Source organism: Gordonia sp. PvP123, assembly GCF_040547295.1.
Lineage (GTDB): Bacteria > Actinomycetota > Actinomycetes > Mycobacteriales > Mycobacteriaceae > Gordonia > Gordonia terrae.
In genome coordinates this window covers 1-22,608 of the sequence record NZ_JBEPPN010000016.1, presented here as the reverse complement: position 1 = coordinate 22,608, position 22,608 = coordinate 1, and the positions used below count along the sequence as shown (strand labels likewise).

Genomic DNA, 22,608 nt, shown 5'->3' with positions numbered 1-22,608 from the left:
CTCCAACGTGAGATCGGCTGCACATCGCTGATACAAGGGATTTCATGAGCGAGCCGCACGATCCACTGTCCGCATTTCACCTCGGCGACATCTCGGTGTCGGAGTCCGGGGTGCGCGCCTCGCAGCAGCTGTGCCCGCGTTTCGCCGATCATCGCGGACTGATCGAGCTGCCGGCCCTCGCGGTGCTGTTCGACCACTGTGGCGGTATCCCGTTTCATGGCGTCCACGACGACCCGGCCGCGGCGACCCTCCAGGCGCGCCTGTCCATGTCGACCCATGGGCGCGCGGGCATCGGGGACCTGCTCGCGGCGCGCGCCGAAGTGGTCATGCACGACGACGCGTGGGGCTCGACGTCGGTCGAGATCCGCACCGGTACCGGGGATCTCTGCTGTGTCGGGACCGCGCGAAACGTCCGCGTCGGTCGGGCGCCGACCGGTGCCACGCCGGCTGCCGAGCTGGGCCTGCCGACACCGCAGTGCGCCGACGCCGACGACATCGCCCTGCCCGAGCCGATCCCGGCCGCGTTGTCCGGGCGCGCCGTGGTCGACGAGATCGCGTCGAAGATGCGCGAACCCGGCCCACTCACCGACATGCTCAACGGCCGCGTCGAGGTGATCGACGGACCCGCCGGCCGTGAGTCCGGTATTCGCTTCCGCAGTGCCACCGAGCCCTGGATGGGCAACATGTTCGGGACCATGCACGGCGGCGTCATCGCCACCATCGCCGGTCAGGCGGCATCGTTCGCCGGGCATCTCCATGCGGGAGCCGGGCAGGAGTACTCGATCGGGGACATGGCGATCGGCTTCTACCGCTCACCTGCTGTCGACGGCAGTGAGGTGGTGGTCGAGGTGACGCCGATCAAGCTCGGCCGGCGCATCTCGTCCTTCGAGGCGACGATGACCTCTTACGACGACGTCCTGCTCAGCCGCGCAACGGTCGACATCCACTACCGCTGATCGCAGCTGGGTCCCGGGCCGACCGAGCAGCGTCGACCGAGCGTAGCGAGGCCGCCTAATGCTCCCGCTGGCCTGGCCGAGCAGCGTCGACCGAGCGTAGCGAGGCCGCCGCGTCCGTCGAGGTCACTTACTTGTGCTCGGGTCGCCAGGTGGCTTCGACTCGGCGCCTCGCTTCGCTCGGTGCCGGCTCAACCAGCGGTGGGGCGCCTTCGGGTGCTCGGGTCGCCAGGTGGCTTCGACTCGGCGCCTCGACCTCGACGCGCTCCTTCGTCGCTTGCTCGGCCCGGCGGCTTCGCTCGGTGCCGGCTCAACCAGCGGGGGGACGTCGATCTACGAGCAGTGGGGCTGCCTGCTCAACCGGCGGTGGGGGCGTCGATCGACGGGCAGTGGGGAGCTAATCTGCTGGCCGAGCAGCGTCGACCGAGCGAAGCGAGGCCGCCGCGTCCGTCGAGGTCACTTTCTTGTGCTCGGGTCGCCAGGTGGTTTCGACTCGGCGCCTCGCTTCGCTCGGTGCCGGCTCAACCAGCGGGGGAGGGTGCCGGCTCAACCAGCGGGGGAGGGTGCCGGCTCAACCAGCAGGGGGTCGGCGTGGGTTGGGGCGCGCCGGGTCGACCGGCGGCAAAACAATCAAGCGTGCTTGATTCTTCTGGGGACCTGTGTGAGGGTGATCGCATGTCTGATGGACAAGCGGCCGTGCTCGGCGTCGTCGCCGATCTCGAGGCCGAATCCGCGCAGCTCGACGCACTCGTCGCGGGTCTCGACGAAGCGGGCTGGGCCACCCCGACACCTGCGCCGGGATGGACCGTCGCCCACCAGATCGCTCATCTGGCGTGGACCGATGAGGTTGCCGCGATCGCGGTGACCGATCCCGATCGGTTCGCCCAGCTGCTCGGTGAGGCGGCGAGCAGTGTGGCGACCTACGTCGACGACGCCGCCGAGGCCGGTTCGGCCGCACCGGTCGGGGAGATCCTCGCGGGGTGGCGAGCCGGGCGCGAGCGTCTCGCCGATGCTCTGCGTGAGGTCCCGGCCGGCGTGAAGGTCCCATGGTTCGGCCCGCCGATGTCCGCGGCGTCCATGGCCACGGCACGACTCATGGAGACCTGGGCGCACGGTCTGGACATCGCCGACGCGCTCGATGTCACCGTGTTGCCGACCGACCGGATTCGCGGCGTCGCCCACATCGGCGTGCGCACGCGCGACTTCGCCTACCTCGTCAACGGTCGGACCCCGCCGGCCGAACCGTTTCACTACGCGCTCACCGCGCCGTCGGGCGAAGTGTGGACCTGGGGGCCGACGGACGCGCCGAATGCGGTCCGCGGACCCGCACTCGACTTCTGTCAACTCGTGACGCAGCGCCGCGCGCTCGCCGACCTCGACCTCGAACTCACCGGCGACGACGCGGCCGAATGGTCCGGCATCGCACAGTGTTTCGCGGGACCGCCCGGCCGCGGACGCGAACCGCGATCGACCTGATACCGCACCGAACCACCCCATCCACCTCCCGGACCCGACCGACTGGAGAATGCCCGTGCCCATCGCCAACCCGATCTGGGAAACCCCGGAACGTCTCGAACTACGTTCCACCGTGCGGCGATTCGTCGACAAGCACATCCTCCCGTTCCAGGACGACTGGGAGCGGGACGGGGCGATCCCGCGTGAACTGCACGTCGAGGCAGCAAAACTGGGCCTGTTCGGGCTCGGGGTCCCCGAAGAGGTGGGCGGCTCGGGTGGCGATCTGATCGACAGCACGATCCTCGGCGAGGAGCTGCATTACGCCGGTGCGGCCGGCGGCGTCTTCGCGTCGCTGTTCACCCACGGCATCGCGCTCCCGCACCTGATCGCAGCCGGCGACCCAGACCAGATCGATCGCTGGGTACGGCCCACGCTGGCAGGCGAGAAGATCGGCAGCCTGGCGATCACGGAACCGGGCGGGGGCAGCGACGTCGGCCATCTGACGACCAAGGCCGAGCGCGACGGTGACCACTACGTCGTCAACGGCTCCAAGACGTACATCACCTCGGCGGTCCGGGCAGATTTCGTCGTCGTCGCAGTCCGCACCGGCGGCCCGGGAGCAGGCGGCGTCTCGCTGTTGGTCGTCGAAAAGGGCACACCCGGGTTCTCGGTCACCCGCAAGCTGGACAAGATGGGCTGGCGCAGTTCCGACACCGCCGAACTGTCCTTCGTCGACGCCCGGGTGCCGGTCACCAACCTCGTCGGAGCCGAGAACTCCGGATTCGCGCAGATCGCCACCGCTTTCGTCACCGAACGGTCCGGACTGGCGGTACAGGCCTACGCCAGCGCGCAACGGTGCCTCGACCTCACCCTGCAGTGGGCGCGTGATCGGGAGACCTTCGGCAAACCGATCATCGCCCGGCAATCGGTGCAGGACACACTGATCGAGATGGCCCGGCGCATCGACATCGCGCGGACCTACACGCGAGCCCTGGTGGAACGCAAGGTCACCTCCACCGACGACCTCATCGCCGAGGTGTGCTTCGCCAAGAACACCGCGGTCGAGGCCGGGGAATGGGTGGCGAACAAGGCCGTTCAGCTGCACGGCGGCCTCGGTTACATGACCGGAACCGAGGTCGAGCGACAGTACCGCGACATGCGCATCATCGGGATCGGCGGCGGCACCACCGAAATCCTCAACGGACTGGCCGCCAAGCGGCTCGGCTACCAGGCCTGAGCGTGCGAACAACCGCCAGTACGAAGCACATCGAAGCCTAGAACAGGGAGTATCGAGATGACCGTGGACACCAACCCGTTCGTGGAGACCACCGAACGCGCCGAGTTGCGCGCGGCGGTCGCCGGACTGGCCGCGAAGTACGGACAGGAGTACTTCCGCGAATGCGCGCGCACCGGCCGCAAGACCGACGAACTGTGGTCCGAGGCGGGCAAGCTCGGCTTCATCGGGGTCAATCTCCCCGAGGAGTACGGCGGTGGCGGTGCCGGCATGTACGAACTCGCGATCGTGATGGAGGAGATCGCCGCGTCGGGCACCGGACTGCTGATGCTCGTCGTCTCACCGGCCATCTGCGGCAACGTCATCGCCCGTTTCGGCACCGACGAGCAGAAACAGCGCTGGCTGCCGGGTCTCGCCGACGGGTCGATCACGATGGCGTTCGGCATCACCGAACCCGACGCCGGCTCCAATTCTCACCAGATCACCACGACGGCGCGCCGGGACGGTTCGGATTGGCTGCTCACCGGCCAGAAGGTCTACATCTCCGGGGTCGACCAGGCGCAGGCGGTGCTGATCGTCGCGCGCACCGAAGACGCCAAGACCGGCAATCTCAAGCCCGCGCTGTTCATCGTGCCCACTGATTCCGAGAACTTCTCGTACACCATGATCGACATGGAACTGCAGAATCCCGAGAAGCAGTTCCAGCTCTTCCTCGACGACGTACGGCTGCCGGCCGATGCGCTCGTCGGCTCCGAGGACGCCGCCCTCAGTCAGCTGTTCGCAGGCCTCAACCCGGAACGGATCATGGCCGCGGCCTCGGCCGTCGGGATGGGCCGCTTCGCGCTCGACAAGGCGGTGTCGTACGTGAAGGAACGCACGGTGTGGAAGACGCCGATCGGTGCGCATCAGGCCATTGCGCATCCGCTCGCGCAGGGCAAGGTCGAACTCGAGATGGCCAAGCTGATGATGCAGAAGGCCGCGACCCTGTACGACGCCGGCGACGACTGGGGCGCCGCGGAACCGGCCAACATGGCGAAGTACGCAGCCGCGGAGGCGTGCGTGAAGGTCGTCGACCAGGCCGTGCACTCGCTGGGCGGCAACGGTCTGACCACCGAGTACGGACTGGCCCCGATGCTGAGTCTCGCCCGGATCGCCCGGATCGCGCCGGTGAGCCGCGAGATGATCCTCAACTTCGTCGCGCAGACCAGCCTCGGGCTGCCGAAGTCCTACTGAGGTCCGGAGTCTGATGACCGCGTCGTCGGCGAATGCCCGTTCGCCGCAGCAGGAACGCTCGCGACTGACCCGCGAGCGCCTGCTGCGGTCCACGGTCGACGCGCTGGCCGCAGACGGTTGGTCGGCCGCCACCGTGGCCGCGGTCGCCGAACGCGCCGGAGTGTCCCGCGGCGCTGCGCAACATCATTTCCCGACACGCGAGACCCTCATCACCGCCGCGCTCGAGCAGGTCTTCGAGGACATGACCCGTGCGACCGGCGGGGCGCCCGACGCCTCGTCGGAGCGAGCGGACGGAGTGACCCCGAGCCGGGTCATCCGCGCCGTCCAGCGGGCCGTGGACGTCTACACCGGCACCGAATTCAAAGCCGCCCTGCAGGTCTGGGCCGCCGCCGCGTCCGATCCCGCACTGCGCCGGCTCATCCTGCCCCTGGAGGCGAAGTTCGCCCGGGCGGCCCATCAGCGGACGATGGCCGCGATGGGGGTGTCCCCGGACGACGAGACCGGCTTTCGACTCGTGCAGGCGACGCTCGACATGGCGCGCGGACTGGGCCTGGCGGACACGCTGTCCGACGACTCGGCCCGGCGAGCACTGGTCGTCGACACGTGGTCGGCGCAACTCGTCGCTGCGCTCGGGAGCGACTAGCCCGCGTCGGCCTCGTCGCGGTCGGGTCGCCGACCCCGGGTGCCCGCCCAGTACACACCGAACGACATGAACGCCATGCCGACGAACACGACGACGAGCGAGATCGTCATCGACAGATAGCCCTGTCCACGTGGGTCGATGAACGGGTAGGGGTACCAGTCCACGATCGGGCCGCGGATCAGTGTGTAGACGCCGTACACGAGCGGGATCGCGAGCCAGGTCAGCCACGCCCGCTCCGGTAGTCGGCGGGCGCGGACCACGATCCAGTCCAGCAGCATCACGAGCGGGATGACGCGATGGAGTACGTCGTTGACCCAGGCGTAGGTGACGTCGACGTCGATTCCCTGCAGCAGTAGTGCGTAGACGATGCCGGTGATCACCATGCAGGTGGTGGCCGCCCCGCGAAGCCACTCCCACATCGGCGTGCTGGGCGCGAAGAGGCCGCCGGCGAGCAGGACGAGCGCGGCGACGATGTTGCTCAGCACCGTGAAATAGCTGAAGAAGTTCGCGAGGGTGAATCCGGCGTCGCCGTGGCGCAGGGCGGCCTGGTACACCAGAGCGCTGACGCCCAGTGCGGCGAAGGCGATGCGGAGCAGGCGTATCCACCAGGTTGCGGTCACATCGATGATTCAAGCACTTCCGTCCCGCGACGACCGGACCTTCACCGGTCGAGGTGGGTGGCCGGTTCGCCCGAGGGAGACGGCACCTCGGGCGAACCGACCGGGTCTCACTCCGCGTGGATGATGACCCCGCGGATGTTCTTGCCGTCGCGCAGATCCTGGTATCCGTCGTTGACCTGGTCGAGGGTGTAGGTCTGCGTGACCAGTTCGTCGAGCTTGAGTTGCCCGGCGTCGTACAGGCGCAACAGTTTGACGATGTCGTACTGCGGGTTGGCCGAGCCGAACAGACTGCCCTTGATCGTCTTCTGGTTGAGGGTCAGATCGGTTCCGGAGACCTGCACGGTCAGCTTCGTCGGGTCGGCGAGACCGGTGATCACCACGGTGCCGCCCTTGCCGACCACGGCGGTCGCATTCGCCACCACCTCGGCGTCGACCGTGCCGACAAGGATGAGGGCCTGGTCGGCGCCCTGTCCCCAGGTCAGCTCGTTGACCTTCTCCGCGGCCTCGGCGGCGTCGGCGAAGGCATGTGTCGCACCGAATTTCAGCGCGGTGTCCCGCTTGAGCGCAACGGGGTCGACGACCACGACGTACTTGGCACCCGCCGAGACCGCACCCTGGACCGCGTTGATGCCCAGTCCGCCGATGCCGTAGATGACCACCGTGTCACCGGCGCGTACACCGCCCGCGTACACCGACGTGCCCCAGCCGGACGGAACGCCGCAACCGACGAGGACCGCCTTGTCGAGCGGCAACCACTCGTCGACCTTGACGACCGAGTGCTGCGAGATCGTCGCGCGTTCGGCGAAGGTGCCGAGCATGCACATGGCACCGAAATCGTCACCGCCGCCGTGGAATCGGAATGTGCCGTCGGGCATCGATCCCTCGAGGATGGTGGCGCCCATGTCGCAGAGGTTCTGCCGGCCGGTGGAGCAGTAGCGGCAGGTCCCGCAGTTCGGGATGAAGCTGCACACCACGTGGTCGCCCGGCTTGACCTTGGTGACCCCGGGGCCGACCGCCTCGATGATGCCCGAACCCTCGTGGCCGCCCACGATGGGATAGCGGGGCGGGAGGTCGCCGTCGGTGAGATGGAGATCGGAGTGGCACAGGCCGGCCGCGGTGTACTTGATCAGCACCTCGCCCTCGCGGGGCTCGTCGAGGTCGAGTTCGACGATCTCGAACGGCTTTCCGGGTCCGGTGAGGACGGCGGCCTTGGTGGTGAGTGACATGGGTGGTGCTCCTAACGTGTTACGGGAGTGCGGAAATGCGACGTGGGGGTCAGAGCGAGATGTTGACGGCCTTGGTCTGGGTGTAGAGCTCGATGGCCGACGAGCCGAGTTCGCGTCCCCAGCCCGACTGCTTGTAGCCGCCGAACGGCATGGCCGTGTCGAAGCCGTTGTACTGGTTCACCCACACCGAGCCGGCCTTGATCTGCCGAGCGGTCCGATGCGCCTTGGACAGGTCGGTGGTCCAGATGCCCGCTGCCAGACCGTAGATGGAGTCGTTGGCGGCGGCCGCGACACCGGTGTCCGCGTCGAAGGGCATGGCGGCGACGACGGGACCGAAGATCTCCTCCTGCACGATCGAGAAGCTCGGCTCGACGTCGACGAAGACGGTCGGTTCGATGAAGAATCCCTCATCGCCCCAACGCTTTCCACCGGTCAGTGCTCGTGCCCCGTCGGCGAGGCCGGCCGAGAGATATCCCGACACGCGATCGAACTGTTCCTGGCTGACCAGCGGACCCAGTTCGGTCGTTGGATCGAGGCCGGGGCCGATCTTGGCCTGGGACGCGGCCTCGGCGACGGCTGCGGTGAAGTCGTCGAAGATGGGCCGTTCGACGAACAGTCGTGTCCCGGCGACACAGCACTGGCCGTGGTTGAACATCCAGGCGGCCACCGACCCGGCCACCGCCTTCTCGAAGTCCGCGTCGGCGAACACGATGTTGGGGCTCTTGCCGCCGAGTTCCAGGGACACCTTCTTGAGGTTGCCCTTGGCGGCATCGACGATCTTCTTGCCGACCTCGGTCGAACCGGTGAAGGCGATCTTGTCGACGTCGTCGTGCGCGGCGAGCGCGGCTCCGGCCTCGCCGTAACCGGTGACGATGTTGACCACTCCCGGCGGGAAGCCGGCCTCTTGGAACACCTCGCCGAGGAGCAGGGCTGTCAGCGGGGTCTGCTCGGCCGGCTTGAGGATGACGGTGTTGCCGGCCGCCAGTGCGGGAGCCAGCTTGAACGCGGCCATCAGCAGCGGGAAGTTCCACGGCACGATCAGGCCGCACACGCCGACCGGCTCGCGCAGGGTGTACGCGTGGAATTCGCCGCCGGGCACGAACGGCATCGAGACGTCGACCGTGGACCCGGTGATCTTGGTGGCGAGGCCCGCGTTGTAGCGGAAGATGTCGGCGGACCAGTTGGTGTCGACCGCGGCGGCGATGGTGGCCGCCTTGCCGTTGTCGAGCGCCTCGAGCTGACCGAACTCCTCGGCGCGTTCGGTGAGGATGTCGCCGACCCGCCAGAGCAGGCGCTCGCGCTCATTGGGCTTCATCCGGGTCCAGGGACCGTCGTCGAAGGCCTGGCGCGCGGCGCGGACCGCGCGGTCGATGTCGGCCGCGTCGCCGTGCGCGACCGAGGTGATCGGGCGTGCCGTGGCGGGATCGATGGTCTCGAAGGTGCGCCCCGACGCCGACGACACCCAGTCACCGCCGATCAGCATCGGGCGGTCGGCGGAGATGAAGTCGCGAACACGCGGGTGCAGGGCGGTGTGCTGGGCGGTGTCGGGTGCGACGGCGGTCATGGGGCCTCCTGAGCGGGACGAAGTCGGCGGTTGGTCGAAGTGATCTGGGTCATATGCGACCTGACTTATTTCTCTCACCGTTCCGAGGTGCCGCCGTGTCCAGAAACTGAACACCTGGGCTGTACAGGGGCCCCGGCGGCCGGCATCGGTGCCGTCGCTACCGTGAGACGCCGACGAATCAGCGACCTCCGGAGGAGCAGAGTGAACGTGCGCCCAGCAGGCAGGGTCGGTGCAGCCCTGCGTGGCCTCGGTCCGGCGACCGGGGGTCTCTCGGTCCGTGAGGCGCTTCGGGCGGGGGCCGGCGCCGGGGTCGCGCTCGGACTCGTCGGCCTGGTGCTCGCCGCGTCTGAGGTGGACCTGCGGACCGGGCTCTTCCTGATCGCACCGTTCGGCGCGACCGCAGTGCTCGTCTTCGCCGCACCGAACAGTCCGCTGGCGCAGCCGTGGCCCGCGGTGGTGGGCAACACGGTGTCGGCGGCGGTGGGAGTGGCTGCGACACTTGTCGTTCCGCTGCCGGCGCTCCGGGTGGCGCTGGCGGTGGGGCTGTCCGTGGCACTGATGATCGGATGTCATGCGGTTCATCCGCCTGCCGGTGCGGTGGCGATGACGGCTGCGCTCAGTCCGGAGACGATCCAGTCGCTGGGCTTCCGTTTCGTCCTCGCGCCGGTCCTTGCCGGCACACTCCTGCTGGTCGTCCTCGCCGCCGGGTACGCACGGCTGACCGGGCGGCGTTATCCGTATCGCCGCTTCGACGCCGCGCCCCCACCGGCCGCCCGACTCGGTCTCGACGAAGACGAACTGACCGGGATCCTCGATCGGTACGAGCAGTCGCTCAACCTCGGTGTCGCCGACCTCGCACGCCTCATCGGGGCTGCGGAGCTCCAGGCCGCCGGGCATCGTGCGGGTCCGCTCGCCGCGACGGATGTGATGTCCCGAGACCTGGTGACGGTGGGCCCCGAGACCTCGCTGCGGGACGTCGCGGCCCTCTTCGACGAGTACGGCTTCACCTCGCTGCCGGTGATCTCGGGCGAGGGGACGTTCGTCGGGGTGGTGTTCCAGATCCATCTCGTGCGCCGGCTGATGCGTCCCGACGGGGTCGAGCTGCGCGCCGCGGATGTGATGTCGCCGGAACCGGCCGTCGCCTTCCCGGGAACGCCGGTCGGGGCCCTGCTGCCCCTGCTCGCGGAGAGCGGATGCGACGCGGTCCCGGTACTGGAGGGCCAGACCCTGGTCGGCATCGTGACCCGGACCGACCTCATCGCGGCGCTCGCTCGGCAGACGCTGCGGGACCCGCTGCCGCCCGGCGCCGTGCCTCCCAGTGCCGTGTCCCCCGGTGCCGTGCCGCAGTAGTCGGCCGGCTCAGATGTCCAGTGCGCGCATCCGCGAGTACAGCGTCGTCCGACTGATGCCGAGATCCTTCGCCGCGTGCACCTTGTTGCCCCTGGCCCGATCGAGCGCCTCGACGATCGCCGTGCGCTCGGCCTGTTCCCGGCCGGACAGGTGCGCGGCCCGGCTGGTCGTCCGGTAGGCGGGTGGCAGGTCGGACGGCTCGACGACGCGTGCGGCGCGAGCTCGGCACGACGCCGCCGCCTCCCGGAGCACGGAGTTGAGTTCGGTGAGGTTGCCGGGCCAGTCGTCGCACAGCAGCGCATCCGTCGCCAGCCCGGACAGCGAGAGCTCCGGATCGATGCCGGTCAAAGCGCTGCTCGCGATCGCGGCGAGCTCCGAGGTCCGATGACGCAGCGGGGCGAGATCGATCCTCGTGGCACACCGCGCCACGAGGGCGGCCACTCCCGGGCCGGCCTGGTCTCGAGGGCCGCCGACGACGATCAGCGGTGACTCCTGTGAGCTCGACACCGCCACGCGCCCGAGCAGCGCGACCGACTGTGCGTCGAGCAGGTCGACACCGTCGATGACCAGCGGTGCATTCATCGACCGGGCGCGGCCGACATACGCGGGGATGTCCGGACGGCGTCCGCTGATGATCTCGTCGGCCACGTCGACGATCACGGCCGACGGGGCGGCCTCCGCGGCGAGCGCGGCCGCGTGGGTGCTGCGTCCGGTGCCCGGCTCCCCGGTGATCGCGACGCTGGTGCGGGACGGGGCCGTCGGCGGCGCGGACCGCGTCGTGGGTGGATCGCTGACCGGCCGGAACCGGAACAGGGCGGCGCCGCAGGCGCCCGGCACGGGTTCGACCGCGATCTCCACCTCGGCGCCCGACACCAGGGTGAGCGGCAGCACCGTCGCGCGGAGCCCGGGATCGGTCGCGACGATCCGCAGGGCGCCGATGTCGGTGGGGGAGAGGAGTTCGGCGGCAAGGGCATTCGTGAGCTGGAGATCGTCGCCGATGGCGGCGACGGCCAGGTCGCGGCGCGGGGCGGCGCGCTGGAATGCGTCGAGGACGCATCGCTGATGCGCGCGGGAACGGTCGAGCAGACGGTCGGCGATGTCGGCGACGATGCCGTTGACGACGGGGATCGCGAGCGGGTTGATGCGATCGGCGATCTCGGACATGCAGATGATGCCGGCCAGCCTGCGGGTCGCCGGGTGGATGATCGGCTGTCCGAAGCAGCTGATCGACTTGAACTGTTCGAGGTAGTGCTCAGAGCTGTTGACGACGATCCCGCCCCGGGTCTCCGCCGGGGTGCCGAGGGCCGTGGTGCCGACGACGTCCTCGCCGAACGGCACGCCCGGCGACGCGCCGATCGCATCGAGCCTGCGCTCCACCGTCGTGCCGAACGCGACCCGTGTCACCATCCGGCACTCGTGGTCGACGAGAAGCAGCGAGACGTCGGTGTCGGCGAGGCGGGCGGCGGCGTCGTCGAGAACCGGACGTGCGGCATCGAGTAGCGGATCGGCGGCGGCGATGTCCTCGACCTGCGTCGGCGTCCGGTCCCCGGGGCGTACCCCCGACAGCGCCGACCGACGCCACGAGTGCTCGATGACGGCACGTCGGGGCGTGGAGTCGGAGGTGCGGTGCAGTGTGTCGATGTCACCAAAGTGACACACATCACCGTCGAAGGGAAGGTCGGGTCGCCGCTCGGCGCTCCCCGGTGCCCGATCGGGTCGTACTACCGTGGTCGCATGCGCGTGGCGACCTGGAATGTGAACTCGGTGAAGCAGCGCATCCCGCGCCTGCTGCCGTGGCTGGACGAACGCCGACCCGACGTCGTGTGTCTGCAGGAGACCAAACTCTCCGATGCCGCCTTCCACGAGTCGCTGGGCGCCGACCTCGCCGAGCGGGGTTACGAGATCGCGCACGCGGGGCAGGGGCAGTGGAACGGGGTGGCGCTGTTGTCGCGGGTCGGCCTCGACGACGTCCGCATCGGATTCGACGGCATGCCCGGCTACCCCGACCCGTCGACCCTGGAGGCGCGGGCGGTGTCGGCGGTGTGCGGGGGGCTCCGTATCCACTCGCTGTACGTACCCAACGGGCGGTCTCCGGACTCGGACCATTACGGCTACAAACTCGAGTGGCTGGCGGCGCTCGCCCGCGCGATCGACGACCCGGCCACGACACTTCTGTGCGGCGACATGAACATCGCGCCGGCCGACACCGATGTGTTCGACCCCGACGCGTATGTCGGACACACGCACGTCACCCCGGCGGAACGGGCCGCGCTGGCGACCTTCGCGTCGATGGGCCTGCGCGACGTGGTACGCGACCGCTGGCCCGACGACCGCGTCTTCAGCTACTGGGACTACCGCGCCGGCATGTTCCACAAGGACCTGGGCATGCGGATCGACCTGATCCTGGCCGGTGCGTCGGCAGCGGAGCGGGTGGCCGCTGCCTGGATCGACCGCAAAGCGCGCAAGGGCAGCAAACCCAGCGATCATGCGCCGGTCGTCGTCGATCTCGACGACGCTCCCGACGGAGACATCGGACCGGTGGTCCCGCCGCCGTCGAACCCGGCGAAACCCGGTGCGGCGAAGGTGAAGCTGCCGCAGACACCGGAGTGAGCACCCGATCGGCGACTGCTCCGCTCCTGCGGGGGCCGGTCATCGCGGCCGCCCGGGCGTCCGGACGTCTGCTCGGCACGATGTTGTCCGTCGCGCGACGGTGCGGTGCCGGGCGGCTGGGCGACACTCCCGCGGCCACCGCCGGTGTGCTCGTCGCGGTGCATCTGTCGGCGGTGACGATGTGGTTCGGTCCGCTGGGGATCGGTGCCGCGCTGGGTGCGGGCGTGGTGGCGTCGCGCATCGTGCGACGTCGCGTCCGGTACCGAGGCCTGACCGAGGCCGAACGCCGCATTGCCGAGGAGGTGTTCGGATCGGCGCCCTGGCTCCACGCCGTGGTCCTCACCGACCTGGCCGGGCGCGGTGGGCGTGCGTTCACGCTGCCCGCGGTCGACGGACGCATCCTCTGCAATCTCGGGTCGGCCTTCGACGCCGTCCTCGGTGAGGGGGCCGGGGCATATCGGGCGCCGGGGCAACTGCTGATCCACGAACTGGTGCACGCCTGGCAGATCACGACCGCCCGGTCGGCGGCGGAGTTCCTCGCCGATGCGCTCGCCGACCAGGCCCGGTACGAACTCGGTGAGGACGTCTACGGCCTGCGCGACGCCGGTGACACTCACCGGACGTTGCGTCGGGGTGACGTGGAACGCCAGGCCACGATCGTCGACCGGTGGTTCGGTGGCCAGTCCTCGCCGACGCACCGACCGCGCGATCCCGACAGCCGGTCCGTGGCGGTGATCGAGCAGCTCAGGAGTTCCGGGCGACCTGCATGACCCGGCCGAGTGCCGGCCCCCGGAGCCCTCGACGCCCGCGGTTTCGCGGTGTACAAGTGGGAGAGGTACGCCGAGTACGAGCGTCAGCCGGAGCCGATCGCGCACGACCCGTTCACCTGCTGGTTGCGCGGAGGATCCGTTTTTTGACCTGTGTAAACCCGATCGGTAGAGTGGATCGTCGGTGCCCGGCCCATGCTGGGCCAGTCCGCATGCCTGCCCAACGGCTCTCGAGTCGCCCGGTGATCCGGGTAGGCCGGCAGAGGGACTGACAGGCGAATCCGCTGTCGAGTGTATGACACGCCCGACCTCGGGGTAGCGAAAATGTACTGACCAGCGCACACGTGCTGGTGGGGCGAGTTGTGGAAGCCGCGAAAACAGGTCTGCGAGCCAGTTTTCGAGCTTGCCCGGAGCACCAACCACAACCGATGACAAAGAGGAACGAACACCTAGTGCCAACCATCAATCAGCTGGTCCGCAAGGGCCGTCACGACAAGGCTGCCAAGACCAAGACCGCGGCCCTCAAGGGAAGCCCGCAGCGTCGTGGCGTGTGCACCCGCGTCTACACCACCACCCCCAAGAAGCCGAACTCGGCGCTGCGCAAGGTCGCTCGTGTGCGTCTGACCAGCTCGGTCGAGGTCACCGCCTACATCCCCGGCGAAGGCCACAACCTGCAGGAGCACTCGATGGTGCTCGTCCGCGGCGGTCGTGTGAAGGACCTCCCGGGTGTGCGCTACAAGATCATCCGCGGCTCGCTCGACACCCAGGGTGTCAAGGACCGCAAGCAGGCTCGCAGCCGCTACGGCGCCAAGAAGGGGAACTGATAAGTCATGCCACGTAAAGGACCCGCGCCCAAGCGCCCCCTCATCAACGACCCGGTCTACGGTTCGCCCCTGGTGACCCAGCTGGTCAACAAGATCCTGCTGGACGGCAAGAAGTCGACTGCCGAGCGCATCGTCTACGGCGCCCTCGAGCAGGCTCGCGACAAGACCGGCACCGATCCGGTCGTCACCCTCAAGCGCGCCCTCGACAACGTCAAGCCCACCCTCGAGGTGAAGAGCCGCCGCGTCGGTGGTGCCACCTACCAGGTGCCGATCGAGGTCAAGCCGAACCGCGCCAACACCCTCGCACTCCGCTGGCTCGTCAGCTTCAGCCGGCAGCGTCGCGAGAAGACCATGGTCGAGCGTCTCGCCAACGAGCTGCTGGACGCGTCCAACGGTCTCGGTGCTTCGGTGAAGCGCCGCGAGGACACCCACAAGATGGCCGAGGCCAACCGGGCGTTCGCGCACTACCGCTGGTGATACCAACCGTCCGCGGCGTCGAGACCACGACGCCGCGGACGGTCCCACCCCAGACCCAACAGCTCTAGCGAAAATGCGAGGCGATTAAGTGGCACAGGAAGTGCTCAGCGACCTGAACAAGGTGCGCAACATCGGCATCATGGCCCACATCGATGCCGGCAAGACCACCGCCACCGAGCGAATCCTCTTCTACACCGGTGTGAACTACAAGATCGGTGAAACCCATGACGGTGCCTCGACCACCGACTGGATGGAGCAGGAGAAGGAGCGGGGGATCACCATCACCTCCGCGGCGGTGACGTGCTTCTGGAACAAGAACCAGATCAACATCATCGACACCCCCGGTCACGTGGACTTCACCGTCGAGGTGGAGCGCAGCCTCCGCGTCCTCGACGGCGCGGTCGCCGTGTTCGACGGCAAGGAAGGCGTCGAGCCGCAGTCCGAGCAGGTCTGGCGTCAGGCGGAGAAGTACGACGTCCCGCGTATCTGCTTCGTCAACAAGATGGACAAGCTCGGTGCGGACTTCTTCTTCACCGTGCGCACCATCGAGGAGCGCCTCGGCGCCAAGCCGCTGGTCCTGCAGCTGCCGATCGGTGCCGAGGACAACTTCGACGGCGTCGTCGACCTCATCGAGCAGAAGGCCATCACCTGGCGCGGAACCGTCGAGATCGGTGCCGAGCCGACCATCGAGGAGATCCCCGCCGACCTGGCCGACCAGGCAGCGGAGTACCGCGAGAAGCTGCTCGAGACGGTCGCCGAGACCGACGAGGCGCTGCTCGAGAAGTACTTCGGCGGCGAAGAGCTGACCATCGAGGAGATCAAGGGCGCGATCCGCAAGCTCACGATCGCGCGCGAGTTCTACCCGGTGATCTGTGGCTCGGCGTTCAAGAACAAGGGCGTCCAGCCCATGCTCGACGCCATCATCGCCTACCTGCCGTCCCCGCTGGACGTCCCCTCGGTCGAGGGTCACGCCGTGGGCGACGAGGAGGAGATCCTCTCGCGCAAGCCGTCCGCCGACGAGCCGTTCTCGGCTCTGGCGTTCAAGATCGCGGCTCACCCGTTCTTCGGCAAGCTGACCTTCGTGCGTGTCTACTCGGGCCACATCACGGCGGGCACCCAGGTGCTCAACGCGACCAAGGGCAAGAAAGAACGCATCGGCAAGCTCTTCCAGATGCACGCCAACAAGGAAATGCCGGTCGAGGACGCCACCGCGGGTCACATCTACGCGATGATCGGTCTCAAGGACACCACCACCGGTGACACCCTGTGCGATTCGGCCGCGCCGATCGTGCTCGAGTCCATGAGCTTCCCGGACCCGGTCATCAACGTCTCGATCGAGCCGAAGACCAAGTCCGACCAGGAGAAGCTGGGCACCGCGATCCAGAAGCTCGCCGAAGAGGACCCGACCTTCTCGGTGAAGCTCGACGAGGAGACCGGCCAGACCGTCATCGGCGGCATGGGCGAGCTCCACCTCGACATCCTGGTCGACCGCATGAAGCGCGAGTTCAAGGTCGAGGCCAACGTCGGCAAGCCGCAGGTCGCCTACCGCGAGACCATCCGCAAGACGGTCGAGAAGCACGAGTTCACCCACAAGAAGCAGACCGGTGGATCGGGCCAGTTCGCGAAGGTCATCATCAAGCTCGAGCCCCTGGTGGACGCCGAGGACGGTGCGACCTACGAGTTCGCCAACGCCGTCACCGGTGGTCGCGTCCCGCGTGAGTACATCCCGTCGGTGGACGCCGGTGCCCAGGACGCCATGCAGTACGGTGTCCTCGCCGGATACCCGCTGGTGAACCTGAAGGTCACCCTGCTCGACGGTCAGTACCACGACGTCGACTCCTCGGAGATGGCGTTCAAGATCGCCGGCTCGCAGGCCCTGAAGGAAGCTGCGCGGATGGCCAGTCCGGTCATCCTCGAGCCCATCATGGCCGTCGAGGTCACGACTCCCGAGGACTACATGGGTGACGTGATCGGCGACCTGAACTCCCGCCGTGGCCAGATCCAGGCCATGGAGGAGCGCAGTGGTGCGCGTGTCGTCAAGGCACAGGTGCCGCTGTCGGAGATGTTCGGCTACATCGGAGACCTCCGGTCGAAGACCCAGGGCCGGGCAAACTACTCCATGGTGTTCGACTCGTACGCGGAGGTTCCCGCGAACGTGTCGAAGGAAATCATCGCGAAGGCCACCGGCGAGTAAATCCGGTCCTAGCGACATGCGCCGACCCGTTCTGCGCACCAACGTAAGAAGAAAACCCCTGCTGGGATCCGCCCAGTAGAGCAACAACAGTCCAGGAGGACAATCAAGTGGCGAAGGCGAAGTTCGAGCGGACCAAGCCGCACGTGAACATCGGCACCATCGGTCACGTCGACCACGGCAAGACCACCCTGACGGCTGCCATCACCAAGGTGCTGCACGACAAGTACCCGGACCTCAACAAGAGCTTCGCGTTCGATCAGATCGACAAGGCTCCTGAAGAAAAAGCCCGTGGTATCACGATCAACATCTCGCACGTCGAGTACGAGACCGAGAAGCGTCACTACGCCCACGTGGACGCCCCCGGTCACGCCGACTACATCAAGAACATGATCACCGGTGCGGCTCAGATGGACGGCGCGATCCTCGTGGTCGCCGCCACCGACGGCCCGATGCCGCAGACCCGCGAGCACGTGCTGCTGGCCCGCCAGGTCGGTGTGCCCTACATCCTGGTCGCCCTGAACAAGGCCGACATGGTCGACGACGACGAGATCATCGAGCTCGTCGAGATGGAGGTCCGCGAACTGCTGGCCGCCCAGGAGTTCGACGAGGAAGCTCCCGTCGTCAAGGTCTCGGCTCTCAAGGCCCTCGAGGGTGACCCCGAGTGGACCAAGTCGGTCGAAGAGCTCATGGCTGCCGTCGACGAGTCGATCCCGGACCCGGTCCGTGAGACCGAGAAGCCGTTCCTCATGCCCGTCGAGGACGTCTTCACGATCACCGGCCGCGGCACCGTGGTCACCGGTCGTGTGGAGCGCGGCGAGGTCAACGTGAACGAGGAAGTCGAGATCGTCGGCATCCGCGAGAAGAGCACCAAGACCACCGTCACCGGTATCGAGATGTTCCACAAGCTCCTCGATTCCGCACAGGCAGGCGACAACGCCGGTCTGCTGCTCCGCGGTCTCAAGCGTGAGGACGTCGAGCGCGGTCAGGTCATCGTGAAGCCGGGCACCACGACCCCGCACACCGAGTTCGAGGGCCAGGCATACATCCTGTCCAAGGACGAGGGCGGCCGTCACACCCCGTTCTTCAACAACTACCGTCCGCAGTTCTACTTCCGTACCACGGACGTGACCGGCGTCGTGACCCTCCCCGAGGGCACCGAGATGGTCATGCCGGGCGACAACACCGAGATGAGCGTCAAGCTCATCCAGCCGGTCGCCATGGACGAGGGCCTGCGTTTCGCCATCCGCGAGGGTGGCCGCACCGTCGGTGCGGGTCGAGTCACCAAGATCACCAAGTGATCTCGTTCTGACTCACTGACTCTCTGAGTCGAAGGCGCCCGGTCACGAAAGTGACCGGGCGCCTTTGTCGTTGATTCCTTCCGACGCGGGTCGGCTCCTACTTGTGGACCCAGGCGTAGATCTGGTCCATCGACCCGGTACCCGTGTCTTTGCCTCCGCCGAGAGTCGGAGCGCTGGCCAGCACGAAGTAGGTGTTGGGCTGGCCGGCATCGACGACGCCGATCGAGTACGTCCCGATGTCCTGCCCGGCCGTCAGCTGACTGCGCAGGACCTTGAACAGATCGGGGAGCGCACCGGTGTACTTCACGACATGAAAGTGCCGCTCGACGTCCCCTGCCGTCTTTTTCGGGTCGATGTGCAGCTTGACGTCGGTCTTCGTCCAGCCGTACAGGCTGGTCTCGGGGTGCGACATGGCCTTGAGGTCGCGCAGGGTGTCGGGGTGCACCTGGGCCATATGGATGTGCAGTTGGTCTTGGCCCCGTTTTTGGACCGAGTTCACCCCGATGGCAAGGGGTTTGGCAGGATCTTTGGCGACGAGCATGCCGCCCTGCCACCACGCGGCGCTCCACAGATTCAACTGCGAGCCGTCCCACAGGTAGGGACATTCGATGCCCCGTATGCGGTTGGTGGGCACGACCAAGAAGTCGTCGTTGACTCCCTGGCTGTCCCCGCCGCGACGAACCGCGTAGAACTTCGGCTTCTTCTTGTTCGGTTGGACCTGTGCCGCGGGTTGGACGACTTCGCGGTTGTCGCCGGGCTTCTTCGGCGTCGTGCCCTTCACCTTCCCCCAGAGCCACAGCCGGTCGTCGGTCTTCGGGTTGTCGGTGCTCTGGCCGCAGAGCTTCTGGGTCGGCGTCGGTGGTGCGGCCGAGGCGACCCCGCCTCCACTCAAGGCGGTGCTCGCGACGATGGCGGCGGTGACGGCCATCGTCGGGAGGAGCCGGGTGAACCGATGCGAACGGGTGTCGTCCATGGGGAACCTCTCGGTGGTGAGCCCACAGCGTGCTCATCTAGTCGCCGAGTGTGCCACCGAACCTCTGGTCCGTGGCGCGAACTCGCAGATCAGGCATGGTTTGCTCGGCTAAGGGGCTGCGATTCCGGCACCCGTCACATCGCGCGCGGGTGCGTGTCGTTCCAAGGCGATACCCGGCGGCCGTCCGGCTTCCCCCTCGTGGTGTCCGCGATTAGAGTTCGCGCATGACCATGTTCGGAGAGTCGGGGACCGGGCCTCGTGTTCCTGCCCATGTGTGGAGTGCGGTGGGCACTTTCGCGTTCGTGATGCTGTGCGGGATCGTCGGGCCGATCTTCCTCGTCGCCTACTTCGTGATCGACGCGCCCGACACCGAGTGGATGCTGTGGACCGGGATCGGCGTCACGGTTCTCGATGTCCTTCTCGGCGTGGGAATTGCGTGGTTCAACTACCGGGGCGGCGCCAAGCTGGAACGCCTGCGCGCGGCCGGGGTGATGGGCGTCGCCGAGATCACCTCGATCGGTCAGACGGGCGTGGAGATCAACGACCAGCCGATGATGAAGCTGGGTCTCCGGATACGAGCCGCCGGGCTGGCGACCTTCGAGGTCTCGACCCGTAAGGTCGTGCCGTACTACCAGCAACCGCTGCTCTCGGCCCGACGCCTGGCGGTGATGGTCGACCCCGAGACCCAGGACTTCGAGATCGACTGGCAGGCAACGGCATTGCTCGCCGGTTCGGTGCCCGCGCGGTTTACCTCCGAGGAAGACGGGCGGACTTACGATCTCACCGGCCAGGCGGAACCGCTGGGGGAGATCCTGCAGATCCTCGGACGGCACGGGGTGGCCGGCAGCGGAGTGATCGATCTGCGTTCGAATCCCGAGGCGCGCGCGGAGGTGATGGATGTCGTCCGCGGCTGGGCCGGCGTCCGGGCCGACGCGACCGGGCCGTCCCGGGGCGACTCACCGTCGTTCGAGAAGTCCGGCGATGGCTCGGGTCGGACGGCGGACACCGGCCGATCGCCGGCCGAGCGTCTCGCCGCCCTCGATGATCTGCGTCGGACCAGGACGATCTCGGAGGGGGAATACGCGCGGGCGCGTCAGCGCATCGTCGACGACCTGTGAAGTCGCGAATCGATGTGGTGATGCTGCATCAGCTGTCACATCAGCAACTTCGGTCACTATAGTCACTGTGATCACCGGTCGGTATCGATGTCGATGCCCTGTGGTCACAGGTGTGGCATCGCTGTCCGCCGTCGAATTACTGTTCGTCGGTGCAGTTCTCACTCCGGCCTCGTCGTCTCGCGCGCAGACGACGAGTGCTTGCTCTCGCTCTCACGCTCCTCGCCGTGGTCGGCGTCGTCACCATCGGTTCGGGCAATGCGTCCGCCGCTGCGACATACGGCAGGTTCTCCGTGTCCGGTTGCGGTATGCCGAGCACCCCGGTGGACACGTGGACCCGCTGGGGCAACTACAAGACCGTCATCGCGCTCGACGGCCTCCGCGCGACGAGTGACATCAGCGGGTGGCGTCGGGACACGCGTGTCCAGCGCATCGCCGACTCCGGTGTCAACGTGGTCCAGCCCGTCGGGGGTCTCGCGAGTTTCTACACCGATTGGGAAGCGGCGAGCCCGGCCAACAAGATCGGCTACCGCTACCGGTGGACGTGTCGGCTGGACACGATCGTGCGCGAACTCGACGCACGCGGTCTCGCCGTCGGCCCGCTGGGCAAGTACGCACTCATGGGTATCTCCATGGGCGGCAACGCCGCGATGGTCTACGGCGCGTACCACCGTCAGCGTGTCTCGCATGTCTTCTCGATGTCCGGCTACCTGAACCTGTCCGCACCGACCATGCGCGAGGCCGTCCGGCTCGCACTGATCGACGCCGGAATCGGCGCGGGCGTGGGCCCGTTCAGCGCCGACGCGATGTGGGGTCCGCCGTGGAGCGACCGCTGGACGCGTAACGATGCACTCGTCCAGCTGCCCCGCATGCGCGGGATGAAGATCCGCATCGGTTCGGGATCGGCGACGTGGGGTCCGCACAATGCCGACGCCGTCGCCTCGGTGAAGGGCACGCCGCTGGAGGTCGTGTCGCTGGCACAGACCCGGTCGTTCGAGGTCGCGGCCGCGCTGCAGGGGATCCCGATCACGACGGACTTCCCGTCGGTGGGCACCCACACCTGGGGGTACTGGGAGGACATGGTGTGGCGCGCCAAGAAGAGCGGCTGGTTCCGCGACCGGTGAGAAGCGAACGGACAGGAGCGCGAACCGTCGTGTGGACTGTGCCGGCCACCGCATTCCCGGCGCTCGTAAGCTGACTGTCATGCGTGTTCTGCGCCGAGCCGGCGACCCCGATCTCGCGGTCCGGGTGGCGGGCGAGACCGATCGTGGGGTGCCCGTCGTCCTCGTGCACGGAATGGCGTCGGATCATTCGACCTGGCGTCCACTCGCGGCCGCACTCCGCGCCCGGGGGCGGGCGGTGATCAGTGTGGACCTCCGTGGGCACGGACGCAGCGGCCGAGCTCGAGATGTCTACCGGCTCGACGACTTCCGCGACGATCTGGCCTACGTCCTCGACACCCTCGGCGTCGCGGTCGCCGACGTGGTCGGCCACTCGCTCGGCGCCCACACCGCATTGCGGTTCGCGATGCTCGAGCCGTCCCGGATTCGGCGTCTGGTCCTCGAGGAGGTCCCGCCGATGCCCCGCGACGAGGCCGACCTCTCCGAGGGCATCGCCATGCGCGCCACCCTGGGTGAACAGATCCGTGGGCTGATCGCGCTGGTGCGCAACCCCTTTCCGGTCATCCGGTTCGACGGCCGGATGGGCGACCAGATCGTCGCCGAGTTCGACGTCTGTGCACCGCACTGGTGGTCGGAGCTGCCGGACGTGCAGGCCGCGTCACTGGTCATCTCCGGTGGCGAGAAGAGCTTCTTGCCCCCGCACCATCTGCGGACCCTCAGTGACACCCTGCCCGACTCACGGTTCGTGACCATCGAGGCGGGGCACAGTGTCCACCGTGACCGGGCGGCGGAGTTCGTCAGCCAGGTCGACGGATTTCTGGGGCACTGACGCGACTATGGGAGGCCGCCGGGCGACCTCGTGTCATTTGCCACGGTGAAGGGACCGCTGTGAGCTGATTTTTGCCATGTGGATGGGACCACCTGGATTGCCAGTTATGGGACCACCGGCGC

The 22,608-nt window shown here is 67.8% G+C and carries 20 protein-coding genes; 15 read left to right on the top strand and 5 right to left on the bottom strand.

Features of this window, described 5'->3' with window-relative positions; all coding sequences use genetic code 11:
* Positions 1–44: 44 nt before the first annotated feature.
* The 5 genes from ABIC25_RS23415 to ABIC25_RS23395 all read left to right on the top strand — a co-directional run bounded on the left by ABIC25_RS23415 (position 45) and on the right by ABIC25_RS23395 (position 5,518).
* Complete coding sequence (locus ABIC25_RS23415; protein WP_354563380.1) at positions 45–956, top strand: PaaI family thioesterase; 912 nt, start codon at positions 45–47, stop codon at positions 954–956.
* Positions 957–1,628: 672 nt separating this feature from the next.
* Positions 1,629–2,429, top strand: a complete 801-nt coding sequence (locus ABIC25_RS23410) for a TIGR03084 family metal-binding protein (protein WP_354563379.1) — start codon at positions 1,629–1,631, stop codon at positions 2,427–2,429.
* A gap of 49 nt (positions 2,430–2,478) precedes the next feature.
* Positions 2,479–3,645 carry an acyl-CoA dehydrogenase family protein gene (locus ABIC25_RS23405; protein WP_275447359.1) on the top strand — a complete coding sequence of 389 codons (1,167 nt, stop codon included), beginning with the start codon at positions 2,479–2,481 and terminating at the stop codon, positions 3,643–3,645.
* Positions 3,646–3,702: 57 nt separating this feature from the next.
* Positions 3,703–4,875 carry an acyl-CoA dehydrogenase family protein gene (locus ABIC25_RS23400; RefSeq protein WP_004020605.1) on the top strand — a complete coding sequence of 391 codons (1,173 nt, stop codon included), beginning with the start codon at positions 3,703–3,705 and terminating at the stop codon, positions 4,873–4,875.
* 13 nt (positions 4,876–4,888) lie between these two features.
* Positions 4,889–5,518, top strand: a complete 630-nt coding sequence (locus tag ABIC25_RS23395; RefSeq protein ID WP_004020604.1) for a TetR/AcrR family transcriptional regulator — start codon at positions 4,889–4,891, stop codon at positions 5,516–5,518.
* On the opposite strand, the gene ABIC25_RS23390 is transcribed toward ABIC25_RS23395, so the two are convergent.
* The 3 genes from ABIC25_RS23390 to ABIC25_RS23380 form a co-directional block, all read right to left on the bottom strand.
* A complete protein-coding gene (locus ABIC25_RS23390; RefSeq protein WP_004020603.1) occupies positions 5,515–6,138 on the bottom strand; it encodes a Pr6Pr family membrane protein in 624 nt (207 codons plus the stop codon). The genes ABIC25_RS23395 and ABIC25_RS23390 overlap by 4 nt on opposite strands.
* 107 nt (positions 6,139–6,245) lie before the next feature.
* Entirely contained in the window at positions 6,246–7,364 is a 1,119-nt protein-coding gene (locus ABIC25_RS23385) for an NDMA-dependent alcohol dehydrogenase (RefSeq protein ID WP_064571951.1), read from the bottom strand.
* Positions 7,365–7,413: 49 nt separating this feature from the next.
* Complete coding sequence (locus ABIC25_RS23380; protein WP_004020601.1) at positions 7,414–8,928, bottom strand: aldehyde dehydrogenase family protein; 1,515 nt, start codon at positions 8,926–8,928, stop codon at positions 7,414–7,416.
* 201 nt (positions 8,929–9,129) lie between these two features.
* Here ABIC25_RS23380 and ABIC25_RS23375 point away from each other — a divergent pair, with 201 nt between their 5' ends.
* On the top strand, positions 9,130–10,278 hold the full coding sequence (locus tag ABIC25_RS23375) for an HPP family protein (protein ID WP_239399683.1): 1,149 nt from the start codon (positions 9,130–9,132) through the stop codon (positions 10,276–10,278).
* Positions 10,279–10,287: 9 nt separating this feature from the next.
* Here the strand turns inward: ABIC25_RS23375 and ABIC25_RS23370 are convergent, their stop codons facing one another.
* The gene (locus tag ABIC25_RS23370) at positions 10,288–11,937 is read right to left on the bottom strand and encodes a sigma-54-dependent Fis family transcriptional regulator (protein WP_239399681.1); all 1,650 of its coding nucleotides are present in this window, start codon (positions 11,935–11,937) and stop codon (positions 10,288–10,290) included.
* A gap of 75 nt (positions 11,938–12,012) precedes the next feature.
* Between ABIC25_RS23370 and ABIC25_RS23365 the strand changes: the two genes are divergently transcribed.
* The 6 genes from ABIC25_RS23365 (at position 12,013) to tuf (ending at position 18,448) form a co-directional block, all read left to right on the top strand.
* Positions 12,013–12,888 (top strand): exodeoxyribonuclease III, encoded by an 876-nt coding sequence (locus tag ABIC25_RS23365; protein ID WP_239399679.1) that lies wholly within the window; start codon positions 12,013–12,015, stop codon positions 12,886–12,888.
* Positions 12,885–13,658, top strand: coding sequence for a hypothetical protein (locus tag ABIC25_RS23360; protein ID WP_239399677.1), 774 nt, complete (start codon positions 12,885–12,887; stop codon positions 13,656–13,658). Before ABIC25_RS23365 ends, ABIC25_RS23360 begins: the two co-directional genes overlap by 4 nt.
* A gap of 449 nt (positions 13,659–14,107) precedes the next feature.
* Positions 14,108–14,479 carry a 30S ribosomal protein S12 gene (gene rpsL, locus ABIC25_RS23355; RefSeq protein WP_004020596.1) on the top strand — a complete coding sequence of 124 codons (372 nt, stop codon included), beginning with the start codon at positions 14,108–14,110 and terminating at the stop codon, positions 14,477–14,479.
* Positions 14,480–14,485: 6 nt separating this feature from the next.
* The gene (rpsG, locus tag ABIC25_RS23350) at positions 14,486–14,956 is read left to right on the top strand and encodes a 30S ribosomal protein S7 (RefSeq protein ID WP_004020595.1); all 471 of its coding nucleotides are present in this window, start codon (positions 14,486–14,488) and stop codon (positions 14,954–14,956) included.
* Between the two features lie 88 nt (positions 14,957–15,044).
* Positions 15,045–17,150: an elongation factor G gene (gene fusA / locus ABIC25_RS23345; protein ID WP_004020594.1), complete on the top strand. Its 2,106-nt coding sequence runs from the start codon at positions 15,045–15,047 to the stop codon at positions 17,148–17,150.
* Between the two features lie 107 nt (positions 17,151–17,257).
* Positions 17,258–18,448: an elongation factor Tu gene (gene tuf, locus ABIC25_RS23340; RefSeq protein ID WP_004020593.1), complete on the top strand. Its 1,191-nt coding sequence runs from the start codon at positions 17,258–17,260 to the stop codon at positions 18,446–18,448.
* Positions 18,449–18,545: 97 nt separating this feature from the next.
* Here tuf and ABIC25_RS23335 read toward each other — a convergent pair whose 3' ends face one another.
* Entirely contained in the window at positions 18,546–19,421 is an 876-nt protein-coding gene (locus ABIC25_RS23335) for a CDP-diacylglycerol diphosphatase (protein WP_239399675.1), read from the bottom strand.
* Positions 19,422–19,645: 224 nt separating this feature from the next.
* On the opposite strand from ABIC25_RS23335, the gene ABIC25_RS23330 reads away from it, so the two are divergent.
* The 3 genes from ABIC25_RS23330 (at position 19,646) to ABIC25_RS23320 (ending at position 22,486) form a co-directional block, all read left to right on the top strand.
* Positions 19,646–20,539 (top strand): SHOCT domain-containing protein, encoded by an 894-nt coding sequence (locus tag ABIC25_RS23330; protein ID WP_239399673.1) that lies wholly within the window; start codon positions 19,646–19,648, stop codon positions 20,537–20,539.
* 149 nt (positions 20,540–20,688) lie between these two features.
* Positions 20,689–21,660 (top strand): alpha/beta hydrolase, encoded by a 972-nt coding sequence (locus ABIC25_RS23325; protein WP_033204095.1) that lies wholly within the window; start codon positions 20,689–20,691, stop codon positions 21,658–21,660.
* 79 nt (positions 21,661–21,739) lie between these two features.
* A complete protein-coding gene (locus tag ABIC25_RS23320; protein ID WP_354563377.1) occupies positions 21,740–22,486 on the top strand; it encodes an alpha/beta fold hydrolase in 747 nt (248 codons plus the stop codon).
* Positions 22,487–22,608 lie beyond the last annotated feature (122 nt).

Coding starts and splice junctions, on each gene's coding strand:
- ABIC25_RS23405 (WP_275447359.1), top strand. CDS start 2,479: ATGCCCGTGCCCATCGCCAACCCGATCTGGGAAACCCCGGAACGTCTC.
- ABIC25_RS23335 (WP_239399675.1), bottom strand. CDS start 19,421: ATGGACGACACCCGTTCGCATCGGTTCACCCGGCTCCTCCCGACGATG.
- ABIC25_RS23415 (WP_354563380.1), top strand. CDS start 45: ATGAGCGAGCCGCACGATCCACTGTCCGCATTTCACCTCGGCGACATC.
- ABIC25_RS23385 (WP_064571951.1), bottom strand. CDS start 7,364: ATGTCACTCACCACCAAGGCCGCCGTCCTCACCGGACCCGGAAAGCCG.
- ABIC25_RS23365 (WP_239399679.1), top strand. CDS start 12,013: ATGCGCGTGGCGACCTGGAATGTGAACTCGGTGAAGCAGCGCATCCCG.
- ABIC25_RS23395 (WP_004020604.1), top strand. CDS start 4,889: ATGACCGCGTCGTCGGCGAATGCCCGTTCGCCGCAGCAGGAACGCTCG.
- ABIC25_RS23320 (WP_354563377.1), top strand. CDS start 21,740: ATGCGTGTTCTGCGCCGAGCCGGCGACCCCGATCTCGCGGTCCGGGTG.
- ABIC25_RS23410 (WP_354563379.1), top strand. CDS start 1,629: ATGTCTGATGGACAAGCGGCCGTGCTCGGCGTCGTCGCCGATCTCGAG.
- rpsG (WP_004020595.1), top strand. CDS start 14,486: ATGCCACGTAAAGGACCCGCGCCCAAGCGCCCCCTCATCAACGACCCG.
- ABIC25_RS23330 (WP_239399673.1), top strand. CDS start 19,646: ATGACCATGTTCGGAGAGTCGGGGACCGGGCCTCGTGTTCCTGCCCAT.
- ABIC25_RS23380 (WP_004020601.1), bottom strand. CDS start 8,928: ATGACCGCCGTCGCACCCGACACCGCCCAGCACACCGCCCTGCACCCG.
- ABIC25_RS23400 (WP_004020605.1), top strand. CDS start 3,703: ATGACCGTGGACACCAACCCGTTCGTGGAGACCACCGAACGCGCCGAG.